Below are 19,378 nucleotides of genomic sequence, written 5' to 3'. Positions count from 1 at the left end.
CGCCTAGCCGAGCGCGCTGATCTTCTGCACGGCCTGCAGCAGCTGGTCCTTGGTGAACGGCTTGGTCAGGTAGTCGTGCGAGCCGACCATGCGCCCGCGGGCCTTGTCGAACACGCCGTCCTTGGACGACAGCATCACGACCGGAATGGAGGCGAAGCGCTGGTTGCGCTTGATGATGGAGCAGGTCTGGTAGCCGTCGAGCTTGGGCATCAGGATGTCGCAGAAGATCATCTGCGGCTGGTGCTCGTCGATCTTGGCCAGGGCATCGAAGCCGTCTTCGGCCAGCAGCACCTCGTGGCCGCCCTGCTTCAGGAAGATCTCGGCGCTGCGGCGGATGGTGTTGCTGTCGTCGACCACCATCACGCGCAGGCTGGCTGCTGTCGTCGTCACTGCTGGGCGCTCCCGTTCAGACTGGCCGTGCCCGGAACCTTGCCGAGGGTCAGATCTCCACCATTTCGAAGTCTTCCTTGCGGGCCCCGCATTCGGGGCAGGTCCAGTTCATCGGGACCTGGGGCCAGGGCGTACCCGGGGCAATTCCATGCTCTGGAGCGCCCGTGGATTCATCGTAAATCCACCCGCAAATCAAGCACATCCAGGTTTTGAAGTCAGTCACAGCGTAAGGGGCCTTCGAATAGAATGCAACGATTGTATAGAGGCGTTCCGAGCGCAATGCCCGGTGGAATTTGATCCAAATCACGCCTGCATCACCCCCATGACCGAGCCCACCGCCACCACCGACCAAGACCCCGACGAGGCTGACCAGGACGAGGCCGCAGGCCCGGCCTGCGTGGTCGTCTTCAATGCCAACGACCCCAGCGGCGCGGGCGGCCTGGGCGCGGACGCGACCACCATCGCCTCGGTCGGCGCCCATGCCCTGCCCGTGCTGACGGGGGCGTACGCGCGCGACACGGCCGAGATCTTCGACCACTTCGCGCTGGACGAGGACGCCGTCACCGAACAGGCGCGCGCCGTGCTGGAGGATGTGGCCGTGCAGGTCATCAAGGTCGGCTTCGTCGGCAGCCCCGAAAACATCTCGGCCATCGCCGAGTTGGCCTCCGACTATGCCGACGTGCCCGTCGTGGCCTACATGCCCAACCTCTCATGGTGGGAAGAAGACCAGATCGACGCCTACCTCGATGCCTTCCGCGAACTCATGCTGCCGCAGACCACCGTGCTCGTGGGCAACCACAGCACGCTGCGCCGCTGGCTGCTGCCCGACTGGAGCAGCGAGCGCAGCCCGTCGCCGCGCGACATCGCCAAGGCCGCGGCCGACAAGGGCGTGCCCTACACGCTGGTCACCGGCATCCTCTTGCCCGACCAGCATGTCGACAACGTGCTGGCCTCGCCGCAGGCCGTGCTGGCCAGCGCGCGCTTCGAGCTGTTCGAGGCCCAGTTCACGGGCGCGGGCGACACCTTGTCCGCCGCGCTGGCTGCCCTGTTGGCCGGTGGCGCCGAGCTGGCCGAGGCAGCGACCGAGGCGCTGACCTACCTGGACCATTGCCTGGATGGCGGCTTTCGCCCCGGCATGGGCCATGTTGTGCCCGACCGCATGTTCTGGGCCCAGCCCGAGGACGACGAAGACGACACGGCCGGCGACGACGCGAACGAAAGCCGCGACATCGGCGGCATGCCCAGCCCCACGCGGCACTGAAGACAGTGGAGACAACCATGAACGAGCAACTGTTCGCGCGCGCGCAGCGCGTGATCCCCGGTGGCGTCAACTCGCCCGTGCGCGCCTTCAAGGCCGTGGGCGGCACGCCGCGCTTCATCGCGCGCGCGCAGGGCGCCTACATGTGGGACGCCGAGGGCCAGCGCTACATCGACTACATCGGTTCCTGGGGCCCGATGATCCTGGGCCATGGCCACCCGGCCGTGGTCGCGGCCGTGCAGGAGGCCGTGGGCCAGGGCTTCTCGTTCGGCGCGCCGACCGAGCGCGAGGTCGAGCTGGCTGAGGCCATCCTGGCGCTGGTGCCGTCCATGGACATGCTGCGCCTGGTCAGCTCGGGTACCGAGGCCGCCATGAGCGCCATGCGCCTGGCGCGCGGCGCCACCGGCCGCAAGAAGATCATCAAGTTCGAGGGCTGCTACCACGGCCATGCCGACGCCCTGCTGGTCAAGGCCGGCTCGGGCCTGGCCACCTTCGGCAACCCGACCAGCGCCGGCGTGCCGCCCGAGGTCGTGCAGCACACGCTGGTGCTCGAGTACAACAATCTCGAGCAGCTGGAGCAGGCCTTCGCCACACACGGCGCCGAGCTGGCCTGCCTCATGATCGAGCCGATCGCCGGCAACATGAACTTCGTGCGCGCCAGCGTTCCCTTCATGCGGCGCTGCCGCGAGCTGTGCACGCAGCATGGAGCGCTGCTGGTCTTCGACGAAGTCATGACGGGCTTTCGCGTGGCGCTGGGCGGCGCGCAAAGCGTCTACGCGCGCGACATCCCGGGCTTCGCGCCCGACCTCACGGTCATGGGCAAGGTCATCGGCGGCGGCATGCCGCTGGCTGCGTTCGGCGGCAAGCGCGCCGTCATGGAGCAACTGGCGCCGTTGGGCCCGGTCTACCAGGCCGGCACGCTGTCGGGCAATCCGGTGGCCACCGCCTGCGGCCTGGCCACGCTGCGCGAGATCGCCAAGCCCGGCTTCTTCGACGCGCTGGCGCAGCGCACGCAGGCATTGGTCGCCGGCCTGCAGCAGGCAGCAGACGCCGAGGGCGTAGCCTTTCGCGGCGACAGCGAGGGCGGCATGTTCGGTTTCTTCCTGCTCGAGGCCTTGCCGCAGAACTACGGCGCCGTCATGCGCACCGAGGGCGCGCGCTTCAACCGGTTGTTCCACGGCCTGCTGGAGCGCGGCGTCTACATTGCGCCGGCGCTCTACGAGGCCGGGTTCGTGAGCTCCGCGCACACACAGGACGACATCGCACAAACCGTGGCCGCGGCGCGCGCGGTGTTTCGGGGGCTCGCAACGGCCTGAGCGCCGTCAACAGGCGGCTCGCCTCAAGCGTTGCAAACCCTGTGTAAAGGCCTAAACTTTTCCCGGGCTTGCGGCTCTGAAGGAACACCATGAAACACATCTTCCTCTTGTGCGGCGCTGGCCTGGCGAGCGCCGCCGTCCTGGCCCAGGAAGTGGGCACGGTGGTGTCGGCCACGCCGGTGCTGCAGCAGGTGGCGGTGCCGCGCCTGGTGTGCCACGACCAGCAGGTGGCGGTCACGCCGCAGCGCTCGGGCGCTGGCGCCGTGATCGGCGCGATCGCCGGGGGTGTGCTGGGCAGCGCGTTCGGTGGTGGCAGCGGGCAGGCGGCCGCCGCTGCCTTCGGCGCCCTGGGTGGGGCGGTGCTGGGCAACCAGGTTGAGGCCCAGCAGCCCACGCAGATCCAGTCGGTGCAGAACTGCAGCACGCAGACTTTCTACGAGTCGCGCGCCACCTATTACGACGTGGTCTACGACTTCGCCGGCAAGCGCTATTCGGTGCAGATGCCGCAGGACCCGGGCCCCACCGTGCAGCTGCAGGTCACGCCCGTTGGCAGCCCAATGCCGCCGGTGCAGGCGCCCGCGCGCATCGTCTCCAGCAACAGCTATGCGCGGCCGGCGGTTGAGCAGGTGACCATCTACCAGCAGCAGCCGGTCTACACGTATCCCGCGCCGGTGTACGCGCCGCCCGTCTATGCTGCTCCGTCCTACGTCGCGCCGTTGGCGATCGGCCTGGGCATTGGCTACATCGGCGGGCATTTTTCGTCGCGCGGCCGCGGCTACTACGGCCCGCCACGCGGCTACTACCGGCACTGAACGCGCCGCGCGCACGAAAAAAAGCCAGCCTCACGGGCTGGCTTTTTCATGGGCGCGACCGGTACTGGATCAGTGGCGGAAGTGCCGCACGCCGCTGAACACCATGGCCACGCCGCGCTCGTTGGCCGCGTCGATCACCTCCTGGTCGCGCATCGAGCCACCGGGCTGGATCACGCAGGTCGCGCCCGCGTCGACCACCACGTCCAGCCCGTCGCGGAACGGGAAGAACGCGTCGCTCGCCACGGCCGTGCCGGCCAGTGACAACTTGGCATGCTCGGCCTTGATGCTGGCGATGCGGGCCGAATCGAGACGGCTCATCTGGCCCGCGCCCACGCCCATGGTCATGCCGTCCTTGCAGAACACGATGGCGTTGCTCTTCACGTACTTGGCGACCTTCCAGGCGAACAACAGGTCGTCCAGCTGCTCGGGCGTGGGCTGCGTGGTGGTCACCACCTTCAGGTCGGCGCGTGCAAGTGCGTGGTTGTCGGCCGTCTGGATCAGCAGGCCCGAGCCGATGCGTTTGACGTCCATGGCGTTGCGGCCGTTGTGCCAGTCGGTGGCGCCGCCCGGCGGCATGGCGATCTCCAGAATGCGCACGTTCTGCTTGGCCTTGGTGGCCTGGAACACGGCCAGCGCTTCCGGCGTGTAGCCGGGCGCCATCAGCACCTCGACGAACTGCTTGTTGATCTCCTGCGCAGCGGCCAGGTCCACCGTGCGGTTGAAGGCGATGATGCCGCCGAAGGCCGAGGTCGGGTCGGTCTTGAAGGCCTTGCCGTAGGCCTGCAGCGCATCGCTGCCAATGGCCACGCCACAGGGGTTGGCGTGCTTGACGATCACGCAGGCCGGCACGTCGAAGCTCTTGACGCATTCCCAGGCCGCGTCGGCGTCGGCGATGTTGTTGTAGCTGAGCTCCTTGCCCTGCAGTTGCCTGGCACTGACGAGCGAGCCGGGGGCCGGGTACAGGTCGCGGTAGAACGCGGCCTGCTGGTGCGGGTTCTCGCCGTAGCGCAGGTCCTGCAGCTTGATGAAGCGGCCATTGCTCTGCGCCGGGAACAGGCTGCGCACGGGTGCGGGCTGGCCGGCGCTGGCCTCGAAGTCGACGGCCGAGAGGAAGTCGCTGATTGCGCCGTCGTAGTCGGCGATGCGGTTGAACGCCGCCACCGACAGGCCGAAGCGCGTCTTGTCCGACAGCTTGCCGCCGTTACCTTGCAGCTCGGCCAGCACGGCGTCGTACTGCGAGGCGTCGGTCAGCACGGCCACGTCCTTCCAGTTCTTGGCCGCACTGCGCACCATGGCCGGGCCGCCGATGTCGATGTTCTCGATCGCGTCTTCCAGCGTGCAGCCGGCCTTGGCCACCGTGGCTTCGAACGGGTACAGGTTCACGACCAGCAGGTCGATCGGCGCGATGCCGTGCTGCTCGATCGCGGCCACATGGGCCGGCAGCTCGCGCCGCGCCAGCAGGCCGCCGTGGATCTTGGGGTGCAGTGTCTTCACGCGGCCGTCCAGCATTTCAGGGAAGCCCGTGTGGTCGGCCACCTCGGTCACCGGCAGGCCGGCGTCGGCCAGCAGCCTGGCCGTGCCGCCGGTGGACAGCAGCTTGACGCCCAGCGCGTGCAGGCCCTGGGCCAGCGCCAGCACGCCGGTCTTGTCGGAAACGGAGATCAGTGCATTCATGTGGAAGAGACTCGGGGAAAGGGTGGATCGGTGCGTGCGGCGAGGCTCACTTGATGAGCTTGTGGTCCACCAGCTTCTTGCGCAGGGTGTTGCGGTTCAGGCCGAGCCATTCGGCCGCGCGCGACTGGTTCTGCTCGGCCTGCTGCATCACGACCTCCAGCATGGGCTTTTCGACGGCTCGGATCATCATCTCGTAGACACCGTTGGGCTCGATGCCGTGCAGGTCCTTGAAATACGTCTCCAGACTGTTGCGCACGCACTCGTCGATACTTTTCTTGCTCACGCTGCGCTCTCCAGTGATTCGTGTTGTTCTGCACCGCCGGCCGGCATGCGGTCGTGGTCGGCGGCCAGGGCGTCCATGTAGTCGGCCACGGCCGCCAGCTGCGCGGCGGGCTCTTCCAGCAGGTTCATGCGCTGGCGAAAGGCTTCGCCGCCGGGCAGTGCGCGCAGGTACCAGCCGATGTGCTTGCGGGCCGAGCGCACGCCGGTGTATGGGCCGTACAGCCCGTAGTGCTCTTCCAGGTGCGCCAGCAGCAGGCGCCGGACCTCGGCGACCAGCGGCGGGGCCAGGTGCTCGCCGGTGGCCAGGAAGTGCACGATCTCGCGAAAGATCCAGGGCCGGCCCTGGGCCGCGCGGCCGATCATCACGGCGTCGGCGCCGGTGGCGGCCAGCACGTCGCGTGCGCGCTCGGGTGTGGTGATGTCACCGTTGGCCACCACGGGCACGCGCACGGCGGCCTTCACGGCGGCGATGGTGTCGTACTCGGCATGGCCGCTGTAGCCCTGCTCGCGCGTGCGGCCGTGCACGGTCAGCATCTGCACGCCGGCGTTCTCGAAGGCGCGCGCCAGCTGCACGGCGTTGCGGTGCTCGGCACACCAGCCGGTGCGCATCTTCAGCGTGACCGGCACGTTGTGCGGCTGGCAGGCGGCGACCACGGCCTCGACGATGGACAGCGCCAGCGCCTCGTTCTGCATCAGCGCCGAGCCGGCCCACTTGTTGCAGACCTTCTTGGCCGGACAACCCATGTTGATGTCGATGATCTGCGCACCGCGCTCGATGTTGTATGCCGCGGCCTCGCCCATCATGGCCGGCTCGGTGCCGGCGATCTGCACTGCGATCGGCGCCACCTCGCCCGTGTGGTCGGCACGGCGCGATGTCTTGAGCGAGGCCCACAGGTCGCGCCGCGAGGTCACCATCTCGCTCACGGCATAGCCCGCGCCCAGCTGCTTGCACAGCTGGCGGAACGGGCGGTCCGTCACGCCGGCCATGGGCGCGGCAAAGACGTTGTTCGCCAGGGCGAATGGGCCGATGTGCATGGGAACGGGGGGCGGGGCTGGCTGGGGGGGCGGAGCGGGGGAGCGATTCTAGCTGCCTCATATTTCAGCAATTGAAATGCGGTCGGATCGCGGCGCCGGACTACAAAACCCCTCCCTATACTGAGCCGCCATGGAAGCCTGGCTCAACCAACTGCTCGCGGCACTCGCCCTGCCCGAGTTCGGCTTGAGCACGGTGTTCATCGTGTCTTTCATCTCGGCCACGCTGCTGCCGCTGGGCTCCGAGCCTGTGGTGTTCGGCCTGGTCAAGCTCAACCCGGACATGTTCTGGCCTGCGATTCTGGTGGCCACCGTGGGCAACACCCTGGGCGGCGCGCTGGACTGGTGGATCGGCTACGGCGCGCACAAGGTCGCCGACAAGTACGCGCACTCGCAGCACCATGTGCGCGTGCTGGGCTGGCTGCAGCGCCTTGGCCCCAAGGCCTGCCTGCTGGCCTGGCTGCCGGCCGTGGGCGACCCGCTCTGCGCGGTGGCCGGCTGGCTGAGGCTGTCGTTCTGGCCCTGCCTCTTCTACATGGCGATCGGCAAGTTCCTGCGCTATCTACTCATGACCGGCTCGCTGGTCTGGGCGTTTCCGGGCGGCTGGCACTGAGGCTGCGGCAGGTGGCCAGCGCGTGGCTGCGCTTGCGTTTTGTCCTGCGCGATAGGGCCTGTGGTCCTACGCATGGGCCTGTGGCGCTGCGCTACGGTCAGTCTGCAAAACCCCCCCATCACCGACCGTGCCCCTCCTCATCTATCTCGTGGAAGACAACCCGACCATCCGGGACGCCATGATCGTCACGTTACGTGAGGATTTCGGCGCCCGCATCGTCGGCGTGGCAGACACAGAGGCCGACGCCGCACGTTGGCTCAAGCGTCCGGGCCAGGCCTGGAACCTGGCCATCGTCGACCTGTTCCTCAAGCAGGGCTCTGGCCTGGGCGTCCTGAGCGCGCTACCCCGCGACCGTTCGCCGTGCCGCCGCGTGGTGGTGCTGACCAACTATGCGACGCCCGCGATGCGCGAACGCTGCCTTGCCGCCGGTGCCGACCAGGTGTTCGACAAGTCCACCGAGCTGGACAGCTTCCTCGCCTATTGCCGGGCGTGCCCGTGAGTCGGCCGCGGCCTGGCCGCGCCGCACCCTGAATGGAGCGTGCATGGATCACCCCGCCGCCGACCCGCACTTCGCCCAACACATCCTGGACGCCTTCTTTGCCACGGAGACCGGGGAGGCCGTCATCGTCTGCGACCCGCAGGGCGTCGTGCGTGGCTGGGCGCGCTCCAGCGAGGCCTTGCTGGGCTGGTCTGCCGCCGAGGCCATCGGCCGCCCCCTGTCCGCGATCTTCACGCCGGAGGACCGCGAGCGCGGACTGGACGACTACGAGATGGATGTCGCGCGGGCCCAGGGCAGCGCCGAGGACGACCGCTGGCATCTGCGGCGCGACGGCAGCCGTGTGTGGGTCACGGGCATGCTGTCGGCGGTGCATGCCGAGGACGGCAGCGTGCGCGGCTTCGTGAAGATCCTGCGCGACCGCACCGACCTGCGCACCAAAATCGAGTCCAACGACAAGGAACGTGACGCACTGCGCGAGGCGATGCAGCGCTCGCAGCTCTTCCTGCACACCCTGGGCCATGAGCTGCGCAACCCGCTGGCGCCCTTGACCATGGCGGTGCAGCTGCTCGGCACGCGTGAGACATCGGCCGCCTCCAGCCAGGCGGTCCAGGTCATCAACCGCCAGATCGCCGTGCTCAAGGGGCTGGCCGATGACCTGATGGACCTGGCGCGCGCACACCACCGCGGCTTCGAGCTGTCGATCGAGCGCGTGCACCTGCAGCAGCTGCTGTCCGATGTCATGACCGACATGGCCGGCGCCGCAGACGCCAAGAACATCGCGCTGCGTGCGGTATTGCAGGAGACCCCGATCCTCATCGAGGCGGACCGCCGCCGCCTGATGCAGGTGATGCTGAACCTGGTCGGCAATGCACTGAAGTACACGCCCGTGGGCGGCAAGGTGTTCGTCAAGGCTGGCGAAGAGGTGGACGAGGTGGTCGTGCGCGTGGACGACACGGGCATCGGCATTGCTGCGGACATGCTCCCGCGCATCTTCGAGTTCTTCACGCAGGATGCATCGGCGCGCAAGCTCGCGCCTGGCGGGCTTGGCGTGGGCCTGGGCCTGGTGCGCCAGATCGTGGTCGAGCACGGGGGGACGGTCGCCGCGCGCAGCCTGGGCCTTGGCAAGGGCTCGGAATTCACGGTGCGCCTGCCGCTCAAGCGGCCTGTGCCGCCGTCTGCGAACCCGACCGCCTGAGCCGGCGGCCAGCCTGTCTTCGCTCAAGGCTTGGCGGCAAAGCCCTGCTGCAGCCGCTGGCCAACGTAAGCCTGGGCGTCCTGGCTTCTGCACCACAGCTGCCTCCCCGAGGAACTCGTGCGTCACTGGTGTTCAGGCTGGTCTGCGCCACCGGGTAGACCGCGAGCACATGCGCAGGCTGCTGCAGCCCGGCGTCGCGCGCCGCGAAGGCGGTGGCCATGGCCAGGTTGCCCCCGGCGCTCTCACCGGCCAGCGCCACGCGCTTGGGGACGCCCTGCACAGAGGCGGCATTCGCCAGGGCCCACTTGTAGGCCGCCAGTGCATCGTCCCAGGCGGCCGGGAACTTGTGCTCGGGCGCCTGCGCTCTCGTCATCCGCCCTGGCGCTGGGCGAGCCAGGCCACGACACGGGCGTGGTACGCGGTCTGCGACGCCGGCTCCGACAGGGCGTGGTCGGCCCCGGGCAGGGTATGGCGTGTCAACGACCGCGCCTGGTCGAAGGCCTGTGCATAGCTCTGGATCAGCGCGGCCGGAATGATCGCGTCGCACCCGGAATCCACGAGCAGCACATGGCCGCGGAAGGCGGCGCAGCAGCGCAGCGCGTCGTTGTCGCCGGGGCCCAATGGCCGGTGGCGGTAGTCGTCCAGCGCACGCTTGTCGAGCTCTTCCTTGGGCACGGCCCAGTCCGCATCGGGATAGATGGCGGGTGAGCGCAGCACGAGCCAGTCGACGGGCCGCGCACCTGCCAACAGGGTGGCCATGTAGCCGCCATAGCTGAAGCCCAGCAGCGCGACCGCGGCGGGCGGGCCCGGCGTGCTGGCGACCAGGTCGTCGTAGTCCTTCAAGGCGCTGCGCAGTCCGTCGTCACGCGTCTGCGCGGCGCGCTCTGCGGCCGGCCAACTCGCATCGGGCAGATGGGCGCGGCGGCAGCGCCAGCCTCGGTCCGACAGGCTGGCGTTCAAGGCATCGAACTGGGGCTTGCCGTCATCGTCCCAGCCGGGAAGCACGAGCAGCACGGGCGCGGTGGCGTGCAGGGTAGCGGCGCGCGGTTCCTGTGTGTGTGGCACTGGGCCATCGTGGCGCCGGGCACCGCGCGACAGGGTCGGCGCCCAGGCGTTGCCCGCGTAGGGTGCCGCGCACAGCGCCGCGCAGGTCGCGCGCAGCGCCTACACGCGGGGTTCCCGCATGATGACCTGCGCCGTGCGGCGCGTCGCCCACAGTCGGTCCACCGCCTCGCGAGAGGCTCCCATTGGAGAACTGCACATGTCCATCCCGAACGACACCCTTCCCGGCACGTTGAACCTCGACCCCACCACCGGCCTCCCGCTCACGCAGGCCAACGGCAGCGACATCGTGAACGATGCCGCCCTGTCCGATGGCGACGTCGTCGACGTGCTGAACGACCTGCTGGAGAACGCCCGCGACGGCGAATACGGCTTCAAGACCTGCGCAGAGCAGGTCGAGACCGCCAACGCCAAGCAGCTGTTCGCCACGCGCGCCGAAGGCTGCCGACAGGCCGGCGAAGAACTGCTGCAGCTGATCCGCCAGTACGGCGGCGAGCCTGCCTCGGGCGGCACGGCTGCCGGTGCCTTGCACCGCGGCTGGGTGCAGATCAAGGGCAGCGTGGGTGCGGACAGCGAGCTGTCCATCCTGGAGTCCTGCGAGCGCGGCGAAGACACCGCCATCGCGCGCTACCGCAAGGCCTTGAAGCAGCCCCTGCCGGCCGACGTGCTGGCCGTGGTGCAGCGCCAGGCCGACGGCGCGCAGAAGAACCACGACCAGATCCGCGATCTGCGCAACGCCGCACGCGCCACCAGCTGAGGCTGGCAGGGCCGCACGCTCGGGGCGTGCACAGTCCCGGGTTACCGCCATCGAAAAGACGCGCAGATGCGCGTCTTTTTGCGTTGGAGACAGAAATGTCTTGGAAGGCGCGGCCCGCGCGGTTGGGAGATGGTCCCCTCGACAGGAATAGCAAGGTGCCTGGAAAGCCGCGCCATTGCTGGCGATTGGGAATTTTACGCGGTCAGATACCGTAATTGATACCGTGTTTCTTTCGGTCATCATGTTCCCCTCCTTATGCCGGTGGTCGCGGAGGCCAGCAGCGTGTCGACCTCCAGGCCGTGGCGCCGTGCGAGCGCCGCCATGCGCTCGGGGCTGGCCAGCGATCCCACCACCAGCACGGGCGGGCCGTCGTCCTCGGGCAGGAACGTGCCGCACTGGTCGGTGCAGCCGGCGTGCTGCAGCAGGGGCACCATGGGCGCGGCGATCATTGCCTTGCCTCCAGTTCCGCGATCTCGGCGCGGTAGGCCGCAGCTGACATGAGACAGCCCTCTATGAGGCCGTGTCGTCTCTCAATCTGCTTTCTACGCACTTCGCGATCATTGCGAAGTGCCCGGCCCTTCCAGATCGGGACTACGCCTTTGGGGAACCGGCCGCGCCTGGCTGGCTGAACTGGAGGCTGCGCCGCAGCGGTGCTCAAGCGGATGACGTTGCAGGGCGATTGCACCCGCCGCTGCCGCTCTACTTCCTCCTTGAAGGCAGCGACCATAGGGCTGTCGATCGGCATCATGGCTTGCCCTCCGCAATCTGCTGGATCAGTTGGCGCTGGCGATGCAGAACGAAGGACAACCCTGACTCCATCTCGCTGGCTTCCCAGTCCGGCGTGCCATAGCGAACGCTGCACTTCTGCAGCAGCTGGAAAAGCTCGCCGTGTCCGTTGGCGATTGCGTCGATCTGATTGAGGACCGTACTGGCCTGAATCACCCACTCAACCAGCTGGCTAAGGTGAAGCGCTTCAAGTGCCGCCGATGAGATTTCGACGGGCTGTTGCTTGGTCGACGTGGTCATGCTGCACCACCTTGCGGCAACCGCCCTGCGCGGCGGGCTCTCAGGTCTGCGTCGGCCTGGTTGTAGCCAGCGGCAAACGCAATGGCATCAGCGGTATAACGCTGCCGATTGGCCTCATGCTGCGCTTGGCGTTGGCGCAGCACCCTGCCTTGCCAGATGCTTGAGACGCCTTCGGGCAGGCAACCACGCCTGAGCGACTGCTTGACAGGGGCCGCTTGCGAGGTGGGCAGAGTGAAAAGCGCGGCACTCATGCTGCACCTCCTGTCGCCGTTGCTTCTTCGCGGGGCTTCTGCACGGGTTTGCCCTTTTCGGTGCTGCGGCTCAGACCGTCGTCGTCGTCCTCCAGCGGTTCAAGTTCGCTGTCGTCAATGACGCAGTACATGGACTTTGTCAGAAAGGCGCCAGTCTTTGCGCTAATGATGGTGAACGGCGTGCCCAGCGACAGCACTCGCCACGGAAAGAAGTCGATGTGCCACCTGTCATCGCCGCCCCACTTCATGCGTTCGAAGTAGTGGCCGACGACCAGCACGATCTGACCAGTCTCCTTGACCCGCGCCCGCTGACCGGGCTTGCAACGGCGGCTCATGATGCCTCTCCCTGCAGGATGGCCGGGTTGGGCTGCACCAATGCGCTCAGCTGCATGGCGAACGATGGATCTGCTGCCCTGATGGTGGCGCGATAGCTGGCGATGATCTTGTCGTGCACCTGTTGGTCAAAGATCACATCAGCCTGCAGCACTGCCTCCGCGAGGGCATCGGTTGCGATCACGATGGCGTCACGCGATTCCTCAGTAAGGCGGTAGCCGTGCCAGGTCGCAGGCTCGGCCGCGCTGTCGGTCACAAGGGTGGTCATTTCTCGCAGACGTCCCACGAGATACCGACGGTAGGCTGTTTCGGACTTGATCACGCTCGCCAGATTGCGCCGTGCAAGCGCAGCCGCTTGGTCCAACTCGACCTGCTTGCGCGCGCGCTCCTGCTTGTTCCAGCGGGCCTGACGCTCGCGCTCCCTGGCTGCACTGGCGGCGCGCTGAGCGGCCTTGCGTGGCGCGGCGATCTGTGCCGTGATGCCGACCTGCACAGACCACGTGCCATCCAGGTTGCGCACGACCCGCAGATAGTGCTCGTCCATCGGGCAGCGGCGCCGCTGGACGCTGCCGTGGCTGTACGACACGGACGCCTTGCCCAGCGGCGGCAGTTGATCGGTGCGGACCAGTCCGGCCGCGATCAGGTCATCGAGTTTGCCCGTGTACTCGTCGTACAAAGGGCGCTCGGTCTTGGTGATGCTGGTCATGCTGCACCCCGGGCTGCCGCCATGTCGGTTTCGACTTCGAAATTCCACAGCACGTTGATGGCCGTGGTGACGTTCTGGAAGGCGTCGCAGTGCTTGGTGAACTCGGCGCCCGTGGTGGTGCGCATGCCGTCGAGGGCGGCCTGCTGCTTGGCGCGCAGCCAGGTGGAGAAGTCGGCGGTAGTGCAGCGCGGCGCGTGTCCTGCGCTTTGCGGATGAGTGGGCGCGGCGTTAGAGGCGATACTTGGGATAGCCATGGTGTGCTGATTCCTTTAAGACGGTTGCACGTTGTGGTTAGACGGCTGCGGATCTGATACATCCGTGGCCGTCGCCCTTTGTGGCCTGCGTTTTCCCCGGCAGGCCATCGAGGTTCATTCTTTCGGCGTGGGCTCCTTCGCCTTGCTTATCGTCTTGCGCATCCAAGGAGCCCCGCCTAAGCGCTGCAGCTTGTCGCGCTGAGGTGGCGTGAGGCGGACCGTTACTGGTACGGTCTGCTCCCCCTCAAGGATTGGCTTACGCCCCGAACCAGGCCTTGCGCCGCCGACAGTTGACTTCTTCTCCATGTCTGGAATCGTACACGTTTTTGAGGATGCGTGTTTACTTTTTCATAGTCCCGGGTTGCGACTTTCGCTTTCTAAAGCTGCAACAAGAACCGCCAAGGTTCCAAGAAGCCAAGATTCCGACGTTGGCAGTCTGGACCCTTGGGGCGGAATGTTGGGCGTGCGTCGGTCAACCGTGACAGGCGGGCGCCGACAAAAGCGGAGCGACGTAGCGCCAACAGAATCGGCCATGGATCAAAAAATGCGCGAGTGGGGGGATGCGGTGCGGCGGCTGCGGGCTGCGCACGAGCGGGTAGCTCAGTTGAGCCTAGCGGAGCTGCCTGTGCCGCCCGAGATGCTTGCGGACGTGGCTGCGCTTGAGGAAGAAGTCCTGGTAAAGCTCCGTGCGGTTTACAGATCGAAGCTTGATATCTGAAGCGCTTGCGGCTTTCCAAGCCTTAGCTGTGACATTTGATGTAGCGCGATCAGCGCGGCCATGAGAGACTTAACAGGCAGCTTCCTTCGTGCCTTGGCTGCCACGGAAGCTGAGCCCACCTTCACCGAGGAGTGCGCCCGTGGCACACAATCCCCCAACTTTTGATTTGCAGGAAGCCCAAGCCCGCGCGCGGAATGCTGCCGCCGCTCACGCCGCGGCTGTTGATTGCGGCCGGTTGTACTCGGCGCACGAGATCGCGGAGCTGAAGCGCCAGCGCGATGATGCGGAAGCACAGTTGCGCCAGTTGATCGAACTTTTAAAACTGAAATAACTGCGATCGGTGCACTGCCTCAGGCTCCGATGGCATGTTGGCAGGCCCCTCCGAGCGACCCAGCTTGCTTGACTGAAGTATTCGCCAACCACGTGCGGGCGGAATCTTGGGCCTGCGCTCTTCACAAAGCTCCCTGTGTAGGCACTGCCAAAACTGACGAAAGGGCTGCAGCGGTCGAGAATCTGGGCAACTGTCCTGTTGGAGAAAGCGTAGAGTGGGCGCGCAGCCTCCGTCGTGCCCTGGCTGCTACGTCATCTGAGCGCACCCCGTTTGGAGGTGCCACATGGCAGGACTACAAAAATTTCACGAGTGGCAAGAAGCTGAGCACCTAGCTTCAGTTGCCCAGGACGCGATTTCGGCATTGATCCGCCAAGGCGGAAATCCCTCGCAGGAGCAGCTCGACCGAGCGGCAGATTTGCGTGTTGAAGCGTCTGCCAGGCAGCGCGAGATGGTGCGGCTTGCGAAGGCCGATACCCAAAAGCCTTGGTTGTGAACCGGCCTACGGTAGCCATGGCGGGTGCGCTGCATGAGTGCTGTCAGTGTCAGCCCCTTCGCTGGCTAACTGTCGCGAGAGCTCGGCCATTTTTTGTGATGGAGTAGACGACAGCCTCACCAACGTACAGATGGTCCTTCATGGGCGGCAGGTCGGCCTCGACCAACTTGGAGGCGCGCAGCACAGCGATGTGCAACATTTCGGATTGCTCGGTCGTGCGGTAGGGCAGCGCTGACGTTGCAAGCCGCTTCAGCAGTGTGAGCGACATAGTGCAAATCTAATGCACTTCGACGCCACATCACAAAACTCGCACACGTCGCATGCGCAGGGGCCGGGGTGTGTGAAGGCTGCGGAGCCATTAGCAAAAGTTAGCATTCTGCAGAGCAGGAAATCAAACAATCAAAAAGGGGTCGACGATCAGAGCGGGGTCCTGAAAGCTGCCCCACCAGTGCACCAAATTGCTCGTGGGGCCGCTAAGCCTAATTCTGGTCAGCCAAGCGCGAGGTACGCGACCACCGCTGTGCACAGTGCTATTGCCGTCGTAATCCAGAACTGCCAGTGCCCTAAAAACCAGCGCCACCGGGTGCTAGTGGCCTGTTGGCGCTTCGCGCGCGCGACCGCCACGACGGGCTCACGTAGCCAGCCACGGCGACGGTGCTCGGCTTCTTCTTGTGCGTTGTTCACGATGGCTTTATCGACCAAGGCGCCCCATAACTCTGAGGGGCCCGTGCCAGGTCGGTACAGCATGCGCGGATAGTCGTCCATGTGGGCATTGTCCAGCGGTGGAAGGGCTGTCGGGGCTCAGGGTAAGCACTGCCGCCCTGCTGAAGTGGACGTGCTGCCGTGGGCTATATTTGCTTGATGCACTCGCCAGCAACACGGGATGCGCTTGTCCGCTGCCGCCGCATCGTCGCTGATGCCGGCGTGACGGATGAACTGCGCGTGCTTGCGCGCGACCTCCTAGACCACCTCCTGGAGATGCACGACGCGCGGCGCATGCGTCCGTCGGTACTGCTGCTGGCGCTGGACTCGCTGGAGCTGGTGCCGGGTCTGGAAGATCCCGTCCGCGCGCTGCGCGCCACGGCATAGCGCGAGCAGGCCGACTGAAGCGGCCGACGTGGGCTCAACAGTGAGCCTACATCGGTCAGGGCTCCGAGCCTGGCCGCGAACGAGACTTGCAACTGCGCGGCTGCGGTCTATTCTGAGTTGCATGGAGACTGACGCAGACAAGTTGCGCGCTGAGGTCTACGAACTGCTGCACAAGGTGGATGCCGCGGCCTCGCAGACCGAAGCGTACTTTCGCGCTGGGCGGCACCCGCCGGCAGCGCTGCTTGTGGACTACTTCAAGTTGCATGAAGCATTCCTCGCCAAAGTCGCGGCATTGAACGAGGCAACCGGCCTTGACCCAGCGGAATGGGCCAAGATGTTGGCCGAAGCCACAGCCGAGGTCCCTGCCGACTTCGGCATTGACATGATCGTGAACCCGCCCACGTCAACAGGGCGGCACCTGCCAAGCAGAAAGCGGCTGAGGCGCTCCTGAGCCTCGGTCATCCGGCTCCGCTACAGTGCGCGCCGGAGGAACCATGGACGACGAGGACACCAAGGCGCGCCGCAACTTCATCGCGGTAAGCACAGTCATTTTGCTGGTGTGGTGGCTGCAGCTGCCGGCGCAAAGCATTTTCGAGAAACTGCTTGGCTTGAGAGACGTGTCTACGGCCTTCGAGTGGCGCGTGTGGGTGGCCACGAGCGCAGCGCTGCTGTATTTCGCCTTGAGATTTCGATTCTCAGGCTCGCACGAAACTTCAGTGGAAGAGATGCGCAAGGAGGCAGCAAGGCTTCGGAACTTGCACTTTCGACGTTGGATGTCCATTGAGTCGTTCGTTCTCCGAAAATGGAAGTACACGCCGCCGGTTATCAAGGCAGCTTTGCGCGATTCGCTGCACTTCGAGATCCTCTTCAAGGAACTGGGCACTGCTAAGCGCCACATCAAGGTCCGGCGCGCAATCGTGGCCTACAGCGACGATGGGCGCGATGAGCGCGCTTGGGGGCCAGGTACACAAATTGCCAAAGTCGATTTGGATGTGATGAAGCCGAACGGTGGGGGTACGGTCACAACTGAGACGGTGATCAGATGTCCGATGCCACCTGTCGTCAGGCACTTCCTTAATTCAACGGTTGCCTGCTTTCTTCTCACGTATGCAAAGGCCAGCCTTGCCATTTTTTATCCCTGGATCGCCGGAATTTGCGCTGCATCGGTGTGCGCGTGGCGCACTTGGCAGGCTTTCGGAGTGGTCTAAATTTGTGGCGACTAGTCCTGGAGTAGCACGTCGCCCCAAGATCGGTTTTGTCGATTGCGAGCGGTCAGAGAAAAAAAATCTGATACTCCGCGACGGCTGGAGCCGGGTTAAGCGCCATCAGCGAGGCCGCGTCGAACGTAGCCATCAACGGGTCGATCTTTGCAGATCCGCTGACCTGCTTGTTGATCGTCACGGCGTTGCCGACAGGCACTACGCGCGCATTGCTGACAGACCAAGCCATTAGCTCGGTCGCACCGTGCACCATTTCGCCACCGGCCACCATGCGCTCCACGGTCTTGATCGCGCCGTTGAGCTTCCAGCCCTGCGAGATGGCCACGATGTGATCCGGCGTGAGGTTGCGCGCTGGCGTGGTCAGTTCTTCGACGATGGCACCGATGCCGGCCGCATCCACGCCAATGGCGTTCTTGTCAGGCAGCAACTGCGCGTCGCGGACTTTGCAGATGATGTCTGCGACCTGCACCACGTCCTGGCCTGGCCGCTGCACGATGGTCAGTTGGCCGGCCTTCTGGAAGTCCAGCAGTCTCGGCGCAATCTCTTTTCGCCGCTGCAGAACGATTTCATGCGCCCATGCATGCGCCCAGTGCAACCAGCGCCGCGTGTCCTTCTCGCGGCCGATGGCCGACAGGCCCAGCAAGTCGTCCAGACCGCCGCCGTCAATGCCGAAGACCACCACCTCGCTGCGGCGCATCAGCTCGTCCAGGGTTAGGGTAGCGTCGCCTGCGGCCTCCCAGAAGTCGCTACCTGCCCAGCGGTCATGCCGCAGGTTCAAGCCGATCTCGACATTGCCGTGCTTGGCCAGGAAGCCGCGCAATGACGATTCGCCTTCCTCGGTGGCTTTGCGAAACTCGCGGTGCAGGAATGTCTGGTCGACGGAGTAGCCCAGGTTCGGATTGACCATGGCCAGGCTCTCGACCTTCAGGTGCTGCTTGGCCTCCACCACCTCGGGCGGATGCTCGTAGATGATCGGCACGAACTGGGGATCGTGGATCTTGCCGTCGCGCACATCGCGGGCGTACTGCAGCTTTTCCTTGAACACGCCGGCCGGGGGCTCGTCGCTTTGCGTGGTCAGCCAGATTGTGAAGCCCTCGGGGCGTGATGCCAGGCCGCCCAGGGCCTCGCGCAGCATTTCGGCGGCGCCTGGCTGCTTGCCAAACAGCCATAGCTCCTCGATCAGCGTGCCGACCGACTTCTTACCGGCCGCGGTGTTGGCATCGGCCGCGATGACGCGCAGCGTGGCGTTCTTGTTCCGGTGCGTCAGGGTCTTGATGTGGCCCTGCACGTGGATGAGGTTTTCCAGCTCGGAAAGGTTCTCGTCGGGCTCGCGGAACGTCACCATGTCGCGCGCCGGGCCGAAGCTGTTGTTCGCCACCTCGACCGTGGGTGCCAGGATGGTGAACTCGGCCGACTGCCGCCAGTTGCGAATCAGGCTGGTCAGCATGATCGATGCCGCCAAGCCAGACTTGAAGTTCTTCTTCGGCAGCATCACGAACCATTCCGTGATCAGGCGCCGGCCGCTGTCCGCGTCGTAGGCGCCGAACACGGACGCCGCCAGGTCGAACACCCACTGGCCGCAAGCGTCGCCCATCCGCGGGCTTCCCGGTGCGTCGACGATACGCAGTTCACGCATGACCGACAGGCCGGCTTCCGCCTCATCCGGGAAGATGGGCGGCGGGATGATGGACCGGCCGTCGCGCAGCCGGTCGGCCCAGTCCAGGCAGGCGGTGGAGCGCTCGGTCACAGCGTCTTGCCTCCCGCCGACACCAGCTTTGGCGGTGCCGACGATGCAAACTTGCCGGTGTCGGCCTTTTTGGCTGCTTCCTTGGCCTGCTCTTTCTTGCCGCCGTTCTCCGCCCTGCGCACTTTGGCCGACAGCAGCGCCTTGGCGGCATCAATTCGCAGCTTCACGTCCGTGGTGTCATTGTTCATCACGGCCTTGAGGAACCCGTCCGGCTCGTCGAACTGCGTCGACAACATGACGACCACCGGTGCGCTGGGCTTGCGACCGGCACCAGGGCGGGGTCCGCCTGCGTTCTCCCGAGCCCCACCGCTATTCGCGCG

Annotated in this window: 31 protein-coding genes; 13 read left to right on the top strand and 18 right to left on the bottom strand. The window is 65.9% G+C overall.

The window, feature by feature from the left end; all coding sequences use genetic code 11:
* Positions 1-3 precede the first annotated feature (3 nt).
* Entirely contained in the window at positions 4-390 is a 387-nt protein-coding gene (locus ASF43_RS10295; protein WP_056180001.1) for a PleD family two-component system response regulator, read from the bottom strand.
* Positions 391-439: 49 nt separating this feature from the next.
* Positions 440-613, bottom strand: a complete 174-nt coding sequence (locus tag ASF43_RS29795) for a rubredoxin (protein ID WP_082497775.1) — start codon at positions 611-613, stop codon at positions 440-442.
* 99 nt (positions 614-712) lie between these two features.
* Here ASF43_RS29795 and ASF43_RS10290 point away from each other — a divergent pair, with 99 nt between their 5' ends.
* The 3 genes from ASF43_RS10290 to ASF43_RS10280 all read left to right on the top strand — a co-directional run bounded on the left by ASF43_RS10290 (position 713) and on the right by ASF43_RS10280 (position 3,776).
* The gene (locus ASF43_RS10290) at positions 713-1,651 is read left to right on the top strand and encodes a bifunctional hydroxymethylpyrimidine kinase/phosphomethylpyrimidine kinase (RefSeq protein WP_056179998.1); all 939 of its coding nucleotides are present in this window, start codon (positions 713-715) and stop codon (positions 1,649-1,651) included.
* 17 nt (positions 1,652-1,668) lie between these two features.
* Complete coding sequence (gene hemL, locus ASF43_RS10285; RefSeq protein ID WP_056179995.1) at positions 1,669-2,964, top strand: glutamate-1-semialdehyde 2,1-aminomutase; 1,296 nt, start codon at positions 1,669-1,671, stop codon at positions 2,962-2,964.
* A gap of 89 nt (positions 2,965-3,053) precedes the next feature.
* Positions 3,054-3,776, top strand: a complete 723-nt coding sequence (locus tag ASF43_RS10280) for a glycine zipper 2TM domain-containing protein (protein WP_056179992.1) — start codon at positions 3,054-3,056, stop codon at positions 3,774-3,776.
* A gap of 69 nt (positions 3,777-3,845) precedes the next feature.
* Here ASF43_RS10280 and purH read toward each other — a convergent pair whose 3' ends face one another.
* Genes purH through dusB form a run of 3 tightly spaced genes read right to left on the bottom strand, consistent with a single transcriptional unit; the run spans position 3,846 to position 6,767 of the window.
* Positions 3,846-5,450, bottom strand: coding sequence for a bifunctional phosphoribosylaminoimidazolecarboxamide formyltransferase/IMP cyclohydrolase (gene purH, locus ASF43_RS10275; protein ID WP_056179989.1), 1,605 nt, complete (start codon positions 5,448-5,450; stop codon positions 3,846-3,848).
* Between the two features lie 46 nt (positions 5,451-5,496).
* Entirely contained in the window at positions 5,497-5,733 is a 237-nt protein-coding gene (locus ASF43_RS10270; protein WP_056179985.1) for a Fis family transcriptional regulator, read from the bottom strand.
* Positions 5,730-6,767 carry a tRNA dihydrouridine synthase DusB gene (gene dusB, locus ASF43_RS10265; RefSeq protein ID WP_056179982.1) on the bottom strand — a complete coding sequence of 346 codons (1,038 nt, stop codon included), beginning with the start codon at positions 6,765-6,767 and terminating at the stop codon, positions 5,730-5,732. Before dusB ends, ASF43_RS10270 begins: the two co-directional genes overlap by 4 nt.
* 130 nt (positions 6,768-6,897) lie before the next feature.
* Between dusB and ASF43_RS10260 the strand changes: the two genes are divergently transcribed.
* The 3 genes from ASF43_RS10260 (at position 6,898) to ASF43_RS10250 (ending at position 9,071) form a co-directional block, all read left to right on the top strand.
* On the top strand, positions 6,898-7,377 hold the full coding sequence (locus ASF43_RS10260) for a YqaA family protein (protein WP_056179978.1): 480 nt from the start codon (positions 6,898-6,900) through the stop codon (positions 7,375-7,377).
* A 127-nt stretch (positions 7,378-7,504) separates the two neighbouring features.
* Positions 7,505-7,876, top strand: a complete 372-nt coding sequence (locus tag ASF43_RS10255) for a response regulator (RefSeq protein WP_056179975.1) — start codon at positions 7,505-7,507, stop codon at positions 7,874-7,876.
* A 43-nt stretch (positions 7,877-7,919) separates the two neighbouring features.
* Positions 7,920-9,071 (top strand): PAS domain-containing sensor histidine kinase, encoded by a 1,152-nt coding sequence (locus ASF43_RS10250; protein ID WP_056179972.1) that lies wholly within the window; start codon positions 7,920-7,922, stop codon positions 9,069-9,071.
* Here ASF43_RS10250 and ASF43_RS32235 read toward each other — a convergent pair.
* Positions 9,031-9,444, bottom strand: a complete 414-nt coding sequence (locus ASF43_RS32235; RefSeq protein ID WP_369803254.1) for an alpha/beta hydrolase fold domain-containing protein — start codon at positions 9,442-9,444, stop codon at positions 9,031-9,033. The genes ASF43_RS10250 and ASF43_RS32235 overlap by 41 nt on opposite strands.
* Positions 9,441-10,136 (bottom strand): S9 family peptidase, encoded by a 696-nt coding sequence (locus ASF43_RS10245; RefSeq protein WP_056179969.1) that lies wholly within the window; start codon positions 10,134-10,136, stop codon positions 9,441-9,443. Before ASF43_RS10245 ends, ASF43_RS32235 begins: the two co-directional genes overlap by 4 nt.
* Before the next feature lie 196 nt (positions 10,137-10,332).
* Here ASF43_RS10245 and ASF43_RS10240 point away from each other — a divergent pair, with 196 nt between their 5' ends.
* Positions 10,333-10,890 carry a PA2169 family four-helix-bundle protein gene (locus tag ASF43_RS10240; RefSeq protein ID WP_082497764.1) on the top strand — a complete coding sequence of 186 codons (558 nt, stop codon included), beginning with the start codon at positions 10,333-10,335 and terminating at the stop codon, positions 10,888-10,890.
* A 239-nt stretch (positions 10,891-11,129) separates the two neighbouring features.
* Here the strand turns inward: ASF43_RS10240 and ASF43_RS10235 are convergent, their stop codons facing one another.
* Genes ASF43_RS10235 through ASF43_RS30650 form a run of 7 tightly spaced genes read right to left on the bottom strand, consistent with a single transcriptional unit; the run spans position 11,130 to position 13,460 of the window.
* Positions 11,130-11,339, bottom strand: coding sequence for a hypothetical protein (locus ASF43_RS10235; RefSeq protein ID WP_056179967.1), 210 nt, complete (start codon positions 11,337-11,339; stop codon positions 11,130-11,132).
* Positions 11,336-11,638: a hypothetical protein gene (locus ASF43_RS30660; RefSeq protein ID WP_156373268.1), complete on the bottom strand. Its 303-nt coding sequence runs from the start codon at positions 11,636-11,638 to the stop codon at positions 11,336-11,338. The genes ASF43_RS10235 and ASF43_RS30660 overlap by 4 nt, the downstream gene beginning before the upstream one ends.
* On the bottom strand, positions 11,635-11,916 hold the full coding sequence (locus tag ASF43_RS10230; RefSeq protein WP_056179964.1) for a hypothetical protein: 282 nt from the start codon (positions 11,914-11,916) through the stop codon (positions 11,635-11,637). The genes ASF43_RS30660 and ASF43_RS10230 overlap by 4 nt, the downstream gene beginning before the upstream one ends.
* Positions 11,913-12,167, bottom strand: a complete 255-nt coding sequence (locus ASF43_RS30655) for a hypothetical protein (protein WP_156373267.1) — start codon at positions 12,165-12,167, stop codon at positions 11,913-11,915. The genes ASF43_RS10230 and ASF43_RS30655 overlap by 4 nt, the downstream gene beginning before the upstream one ends.
* The gene (locus ASF43_RS10225) at positions 12,164-12,502 is read right to left on the bottom strand and encodes a hypothetical protein (protein WP_156373266.1); all 339 of its coding nucleotides are present in this window, start codon (positions 12,500-12,502) and stop codon (positions 12,164-12,166) included. Before ASF43_RS10225 ends, ASF43_RS30655 begins: the two co-directional genes overlap by 4 nt.
* Positions 12,499-13,206, bottom strand: a complete 708-nt coding sequence (locus ASF43_RS10220; RefSeq protein WP_056179958.1) for a hypothetical protein — start codon at positions 13,204-13,206, stop codon at positions 12,499-12,501. The genes ASF43_RS10225 and ASF43_RS10220 overlap by 4 nt, the downstream gene beginning before the upstream one ends.
* Entirely contained in the window at positions 13,203-13,460 is a 258-nt protein-coding gene (locus ASF43_RS30650) for a hypothetical protein (RefSeq protein ID WP_156373265.1), read from the bottom strand. The genes ASF43_RS10220 and ASF43_RS30650 overlap by 4 nt, the downstream gene beginning before the upstream one ends.
* 532 nt (positions 13,461-13,992) lie before the next feature.
* On the opposite strand from ASF43_RS30650, the gene ASF43_RS30645 reads away from it, so the two are divergent.
* The 3 genes from ASF43_RS30645 to ASF43_RS30635 all read left to right on the top strand — a co-directional run bounded on the left by ASF43_RS30645 (position 13,993) and on the right by ASF43_RS30635 (position 15,002).
* The gene (locus tag ASF43_RS30645) at positions 13,993-14,178 is read left to right on the top strand and encodes a hypothetical protein (protein ID WP_156373264.1); all 186 of its coding nucleotides are present in this window, start codon (positions 13,993-13,995) and stop codon (positions 14,176-14,178) included.
* A 139-nt stretch (positions 14,179-14,317) separates the two neighbouring features.
* The gene (locus ASF43_RS30640) at positions 14,318-14,509 is read left to right on the top strand and encodes a hypothetical protein (RefSeq protein WP_156373263.1); all 192 of its coding nucleotides are present in this window, start codon (positions 14,318-14,320) and stop codon (positions 14,507-14,509) included.
* A 283-nt stretch (positions 14,510-14,792) separates the two neighbouring features.
* Positions 14,793-15,002 carry a hypothetical protein gene (locus tag ASF43_RS30635; protein ID WP_156373262.1) on the top strand — a complete coding sequence of 70 codons (210 nt, stop codon included), beginning with the start codon at positions 14,793-14,795 and terminating at the stop codon, positions 15,000-15,002.
* A gap of 49 nt (positions 15,003-15,051) precedes the next feature.
* On the opposite strand, the gene ASF43_RS10215 is transcribed toward ASF43_RS30635, so the two are convergent.
* Both ASF43_RS10215 and ASF43_RS30630 read right to left on the bottom strand, forming a co-directional pair.
* Positions 15,052-15,270 (bottom strand): hypothetical protein, encoded by a 219-nt coding sequence (locus ASF43_RS10215; protein ID WP_056179955.1) that lies wholly within the window; start codon positions 15,268-15,270, stop codon positions 15,052-15,054.
* A gap of 221 nt (positions 15,271-15,491) precedes the next feature.
* Positions 15,492-15,767 (bottom strand): hypothetical protein, encoded by a 276-nt coding sequence (locus ASF43_RS30630; protein WP_156373261.1) that lies wholly within the window; start codon positions 15,765-15,767, stop codon positions 15,492-15,494.
* Positions 15,768-15,926: 159 nt separating this feature from the next.
* On the opposite strand from ASF43_RS30630, the gene ASF43_RS30625 reads away from it, so the two are divergent.
* From ASF43_RS30625 to ASF43_RS10205, 3 genes are all read left to right on the top strand, one after another.
* Positions 15,927-16,091, top strand: a complete 165-nt coding sequence (locus tag ASF43_RS30625; RefSeq protein WP_156373260.1) for a hypothetical protein — start codon at positions 15,927-15,929, stop codon at positions 16,089-16,091.
* Between the two features lie 121 nt (positions 16,092-16,212).
* On the top strand, positions 16,213-16,542 hold the full coding sequence (locus ASF43_RS10210) for a hypothetical protein (RefSeq protein ID WP_056179951.1): 330 nt from the start codon (positions 16,213-16,215) through the stop codon (positions 16,540-16,542).
* Positions 16,543-16,585: 43 nt separating this feature from the next.
* Complete coding sequence (locus ASF43_RS10205) at positions 16,586-17,299, top strand: hypothetical protein (protein WP_056179948.1); 714 nt, start codon at positions 16,586-16,588, stop codon at positions 17,297-17,299.
* A 64-nt stretch (positions 17,300-17,363) separates the two neighbouring features.
* Here ASF43_RS10205 and ASF43_RS10200 read toward each other — a convergent pair whose 3' ends face one another.
* Entirely contained in the window at positions 17,364-19,058 is a 1,695-nt protein-coding gene (locus ASF43_RS10200; protein ID WP_056179946.1) for a terminase large subunit, read from the bottom strand.
* Complete coding sequence (locus ASF43_RS10195) at positions 19,055-19,294, bottom strand: hypothetical protein (RefSeq protein WP_235578205.1); 240 nt, start codon at positions 19,292-19,294, stop codon at positions 19,055-19,057. Before ASF43_RS10195 ends, ASF43_RS10200 begins: the two co-directional genes overlap by 4 nt.
* Positions 19,295-19,378 lie beyond the last annotated feature (84 nt).

The organism is Pseudorhodoferax sp. Leaf267, assembly GCF_001422405.1.
Classification (GTDB): Bacteria; Pseudomonadota; Gammaproteobacteria; order Burkholderiales; family Burkholderiaceae_C; genus Pseudorhodoferax.
The sequence above is the reverse complement of the archived record's forward strand: the minus strand, read 5'-3'. Positions and strand labels throughout refer to the sequence as shown.

What these genes read in the sequence shown, in the direction of transcription:
- ASF43_RS10290 (WP_056179998.1), top strand. Translation starts at nt 713, where the DNA reads ATGACCGAGCCCACCGCCACCACCGACCAAGACCCCGACGAGGCTGAC.
- hemL (WP_056179995.1), top strand. Translation starts at nt 1,669, where the DNA reads ATGAACGAGCAACTGTTCGCGCGCGCGCAGCGCGTGATCCCCGGTGGC.
- ASF43_RS10280 (WP_056179992.1), top strand. Translation starts at nt 3,054, where the DNA reads ATGAAACACATCTTCCTCTTGTGCGGCGCTGGCCTGGCGAGCGCCGCC.
- purH (WP_056179989.1), bottom strand. Translation starts at nt 5,450, where the DNA reads ATGAATGCACTGATCTCCGTTTCCGACAAGACCGGCGTGCTGGCGCTG.
- dusB (WP_056179982.1), bottom strand. Translation starts at nt 6,767, where the DNA reads ATGCACATCGGCCCATTCGCCCTGGCGAACAACGTCTTTGCCGCGCCC.
- ASF43_RS10260 (WP_056179978.1), top strand. Translation starts at nt 6,898, where the DNA reads ATGGAAGCCTGGCTCAACCAACTGCTCGCGGCACTCGCCCTGCCCGAG.
- ASF43_RS10250 (WP_056179972.1), top strand. Translation starts at nt 7,920, where the DNA reads ATGGATCACCCCGCCGCCGACCCGCACTTCGCCCAACACATCCTGGAC.
- ASF43_RS32235 (WP_369803254.1), bottom strand. Translation starts at nt 9,444, where the DNA reads ATGACGAGAGCGCAGGCGCCCGAGCACAAGTTCCCGGCCGCCTGGGAC.
- ASF43_RS10240 (WP_082497764.1), top strand. Translation starts at nt 10,333, where the DNA reads ATGTCCATCCCGAACGACACCCTTCCCGGCACGTTGAACCTCGACCCC.
- ASF43_RS10235 (WP_056179967.1), bottom strand. Translation starts at nt 11,339, where the DNA reads ATGATCGCCGCGCCCATGGTGCCCCTGCTGCAGCACGCCGGCTGCACC.
- ASF43_RS30660 (WP_156373268.1), bottom strand. Translation starts at nt 11,638, where the DNA reads ATGATGCCGATCGACAGCCCTATGGTCGCTGCCTTCAAGGAGGAAGTA.
- ASF43_RS10230 (WP_056179964.1), bottom strand. Translation starts at nt 11,916, where the DNA reads ATGACCACGTCGACCAAGCAACAGCCCGTCGAAATCTCATCGGCGGCA.
- ASF43_RS30655 (WP_156373267.1), bottom strand. Translation starts at nt 12,167, where the DNA reads ATGAGTGCCGCGCTTTTCACTCTGCCCACCTCGCAAGCGGCCCCTGTC.
- ASF43_RS10225 (WP_156373266.1), bottom strand. Translation starts at nt 12,502, where the DNA reads ATGAGCCGCCGTTGCAAGCCCGGTCAGCGGGCGCGGGTCAAGGAGACT.
- ASF43_RS10220 (WP_056179958.1), bottom strand. Translation starts at nt 13,206, where the DNA reads ATGACCAGCATCACCAAGACCGAGCGCCCTTTGTACGACGAGTACACG.
- ASF43_RS30650 (WP_156373265.1), bottom strand. Translation starts at nt 13,460, where the DNA reads ATGGCTATCCCAAGTATCGCCTCTAACGCCGCGCCCACTCATCCGCAA.
- ASF43_RS30645 (WP_156373264.1), top strand. Translation starts at nt 13,993, where the DNA reads ATGGATCAAAAAATGCGCGAGTGGGGGGATGCGGTGCGGCGGCTGCGG.
- ASF43_RS30635 (WP_156373262.1), top strand. Translation starts at nt 14,793, where the DNA reads ATGGCAGGACTACAAAAATTTCACGAGTGGCAAGAAGCTGAGCACCTA.
- ASF43_RS10215 (WP_056179955.1), bottom strand. Translation starts at nt 15,270, where the DNA reads ATGTCGCTCACACTGCTGAAGCGGCTTGCAACGTCAGCGCTGCCCTAC.
- ASF43_RS30630 (WP_156373261.1), bottom strand. Translation starts at nt 15,767, where the DNA reads ATGGACGACTATCCGCGCATGCTGTACCGACCTGGCACGGGCCCCTCA.
- ASF43_RS10210 (WP_056179951.1), top strand. Translation starts at nt 16,213, where the DNA reads ATGGAGACTGACGCAGACAAGTTGCGCGCTGAGGTCTACGAACTGCTG.
- ASF43_RS10205 (WP_056179948.1), top strand. Translation starts at nt 16,586, where the DNA reads ATGGACGACGAGGACACCAAGGCGCGCCGCAACTTCATCGCGGTAAGC.
- ASF43_RS10195 (WP_235578205.1), bottom strand. Translation starts at nt 19,294, where the DNA reads ATGTTGTCGACGCAGTTCGACGAGCCGGACGGGTTCCTCAAGGCCGTG.